This is a genomic window from Syntrophorhabdus sp. (assembly GCA_012719415.1).
Classification (GTDB): domain Bacteria; phylum Desulfobacterota; class Syntrophorhabdia; order Syntrophorhabdales; family Syntrophorhabdaceae; genus Delta-02.
Map to the genome: position 1 here is coordinate 1 of JAAYAK010000082.1, position 3,477 is coordinate 3,477.

A 3,477-nucleotide genomic window follows, 5' to 3' on the forward strand; every position below is an offset into this window, starting at 1 on the left:
GGAAAGGTCTGGTTCACGATGGACGCCGACAACTATCTCGGCCCCATCTACGTGTCGGAGCACGGGGCCGTGGATTGGAACGCGGACCATACGAAGCTCATCGAGGATATCCCTCCCGTTATCAGGAGCGTCCACATGTATAATCCGCCCGCCGCCTTCGTGGGCGACAACGTTCTCTTCCAGGTGAGCGTCGACGCGGCGCCCTGGGTAAAGGGAAACCTTCGATACAGGTGGATGTACGTGGGAGGCACGAAATTCCTGGGCCAGGGAGAGTCTCTCAACCTGCGCGTGGACTATGCCACGACCTACAACCTGAAGGCGATCGTTTACAATGCGGTGGGAGGCAAGGAGATACCTCTCGCGGAGGCGACGGGTTCGACGATCGTCGCCCGAAGACCCGAGATTCCCACCGCCCCGGCCCAGACCACGACGGCGCCGACGGGCAGGGGATACACGTCCCGGCGGAGCGGTCAATCCTCAGGCAATCCCGTGGGAGCGGTGCCGTCCGTCGATCCGGCCAATCCCGTGCAGGGAGTCGTCGATGTGTTCAAGAAGGTCGGTGGTTTCTTCGGGAAGTAGGTCGTGACGAACGCGGGCCGCGCGGGATACGCGCTCGCACCGCTTGCCGCGGTCCTTATTGCCTATCTGAACTCTTTTACCGGGGTGTTCCAGCTCGATGACTACAACGTCATCGTCTTCAACCCTTCAGTTGAGTCCTGGTCTGCCTTCTGGCAGGATTGTTTCCACGGGATACGCCCCCTGCTCAAGTTTACCTACACCCTGTGCCAGACCTCGCGGACGGGTGTCTTCGGCTTCCACGCCTTCAACCTGGCCGTGCATCTCGTCAACGTATTCCTTGTCTTCAGCTTGACCATGAGTTTTCTCAGGGGCAGGCCCGATACCGTGCCCGAAAGGGCCCTTTACCCGGCTGCCTGTCTGACGGCCCTTCTCTTCGGGCTCCATCCCATCGGGACGGAGGCGGTCACGTACATAACGGGGCGCAGCGCTTCGCTCATGACCATGTTCTACCTGGGAAGCCTTGCCCTGTACGTGAAGGGCGGCCGGGAAGGGAAGACGGTCCTGCTTTACGTGCTGTCGCCCCTGATGTTCCTTTTCGCCGTCGCGACCAAGGAGACGGGGATCACCCTGCCTCTTGCCCTCGTTCTCTGGGAGGTCTCGGCAGGGGAGGGCAGGGGAGCCGGGAGGGTCCTCAAGCGCCAGTCCGTGCACTGGGCGGTCCTTGCCATCCTGGTGGGGGTGGTGCTCGCGCATCCGCGATACCGGGTCTTCCTTCTCTACAGCCTCGATCTCAGGGGATTCCGGGCGAACCTGCTCGACCAGGTCACGGGGGTGGGCGACCTTCTCTCGCATCTCATCCTGCCGGGGCGGCTGAACATCGACCCGGGCTCGGTGTCCGGCGCCTCCTGGTTTTCGCCGCAGCTCTTTGCCCTCGCATCCTTGGCGGTGCTGGGACTTGCGGGCCTCTGGAAGAGAGTGTCCTGGCTTTCCTTCGGGATAGGCTGGTTCTTCCTCCACACGATGGTCGTCAACCTCCTCGTGCCGAGGATCGACACGGTCAGCGACCGCCATTTCTACCAGGCGGGCTGGGGGATCTTCCTCGCGGCGTCGGTCGCGATGACCTGGCTTATGTTCCGCCTCAAGGAGGGTGTGCGTGCCTTCGCGGTCCTTGCCCTGTGCCTCGCCATCGTGCTCGGTGGCTGCACCATCGCCCGCAACCGCGTGTACCACAGCGAGATCGCCCTGTGGGAGGACACGGTGCGCAAGTCGCCACGGAACCCCCGGGCCCACAACAACCTCGGCTACGCCTATTACCTGGAAGGCCGGAAGGAAGAGGCACGCGACGCCTACCGCCGCGCCCTTGAGATCGACCCGACCTTCGAGTACGCCCGCAACAACCTGAGAATGCTCGGGGACAAGTGACGGCGCGCGTCTAGACGGTCACGTTCTTCACGTCTGAGGTCTCGAGTGGCATGACGAAGCAGGGAGAGCCGCTGTAGCCGTCCTCCCGACCCAAGGGGCTGATGGCGCTTTCCGGGAATGTGATTACCTTGTTGATATCGGACACTTCTTCATATAGAATTACAGGAAGCGGGGCCTGTCGGGACAAGGGGACACACGCAAGGAGCAGTAACATGACAAGAGTCATAGAGGCCATCTACGAAGAGGGAGTTTTCAAGCCCGTAAAGAAGTTGCGCTTGAAAGACAAGCAAAGGGTCCAGATACAGATCATCTCCGAGGACGACTGGCAGAGACGGTTCGACACCACTATCCGAACACTGAGAAACAAGACCGCGCGGTTCAGCAAAAAGGAGATTGATAAGGACATACGTCAGGCGATTGGCGAGGTACGGGAAGAAAAGCGTGCCCGTTAGAGTCGTTATCGACACGAACGTATGGATCTCCTCACTTATCGCTCCCGGCGGTTCCCCATCCATACTCATTGATGCCTGGAGGAACGATCGGTTCATCACAATACTCTCGGAGGAACAATCAAACGAGCTCTTCAAGGTCCTCACGAGACCCGTCTTTTCTTCCAGGTACAATATCCAGCCGAAGGAAGTCTTCGAATTAACACATCTCATGTCCGTCAGGTCGGAACATGTCACGCTCAAGAATAACATGCGACTCTGTCGGGATCCAGACGATGACAGGTTGATAGAGGCGGCTGTGCGCGGCAAGGCCCGATACCTGATAACAGGTGACAGAGACCTCCTTGATGATGGTGCGGTACGGTCCTTCCTTTTGAGGAAACGTGTCGATGTTGTAACGGTATCGCAGTTCCTTCGCAAGACCGGTATCATTAACGAGTGACGAATTGTCAGCGTCCATGGGATGTATGTAGCCGCGATTATCCCGTCCAACCTTGTGATTGACAATACGTCGCTGTCCCTGTATGTTACGAAGATATGGCAGACAGCGCAGGTGGCTCAACCACGGCCGGGCAGACTGGCCGGTACCTGACGGTCCTTACCGCCGGGCTCATCTCCGGCGTCCTCACGATAGCCATGGGGTGCGCCTTCTCGGCGCTCATATTCTCCGGCCCGCTCTCCGGCTACATCGCCACGGGCGTCAAGCTGATACTCTTCGGGGCCTTCCTTCTCGGCGCGATAACGGCGTTTGCCAGTTCCTACGCGGGCACCGTGGCCCGGCCCCACGAGATCCCGGCCGCGGTCATCGCCCTCATGGCGACCGCGATCGCGGCAGGGGTGCCGAATCAGATCTGCGTGGAGGGCGCTTTTGTCACCGTCGTGGCAACGATCGCGGTCACCGGCTGCGCGACGGGCATCTTCTTTCTCCTTTTGGGTTACTTCAAGGCCGGCAACCTTATACGGTTCGTTCCCTATCCTGTCATAGGGGGGTTTCTTGCCGGTACCGGACTCCTTCTCGTGAAAGGGGCCTTCGGGGTCATGACGGGAAAGGCGCTCACCGTGGCCAACATGGCCTATCTCGCGGACC

5 protein-coding genes are annotated in these 3,477 nt (G+C 60.1%); all 5 read left to right on the plus strand.

From position 1 onward, the window contains the following. Nucleotides 1-579: hypothetical protein (locus GXX82_05325; GenBank protein NLT22448.1), on the plus strand; the 579-nt coding region annotated here is incomplete at its 5' end. 3 nt (nt 580-582) lie between these two features. Further along, nucleotides 583-1,941, plus strand: a complete 1,359-nt coding sequence (locus tag GXX82_05330; protein ID NLT22449.1) for a tetratricopeptide repeat protein — start codon at nt 583-585, stop codon at nt 1,939-1,941. 212 nt (nt 1,942-2,153) lie between these two features. Next, a complete protein-coding gene (locus GXX82_05335) occupies nt 2,154-2,393 on the plus strand; it encodes an antitoxin family protein (protein NLT22450.1) in 240 nt (79 codons plus the stop codon). Next, nucleotides 2,383-2,832: a putative toxin-antitoxin system toxin component, PIN family gene (locus GXX82_05340; protein ID NLT22451.1), complete on the plus strand. Its 450-nt coding sequence runs from the start codon at nt 2,383-2,385 to the stop codon at nt 2,830-2,832. The genes GXX82_05335 and GXX82_05340 overlap by 11 nt, the downstream gene beginning before the upstream one ends. A 95-nt stretch (nt 2,833-2,927) precedes the next feature. Beyond that, nucleotides 2,928-3,477 (plus strand): sodium-independent anion transporter (locus GXX82_05345; protein NLT22452.1); only part of this gene is annotated, 550 nt, incomplete at its 3' end.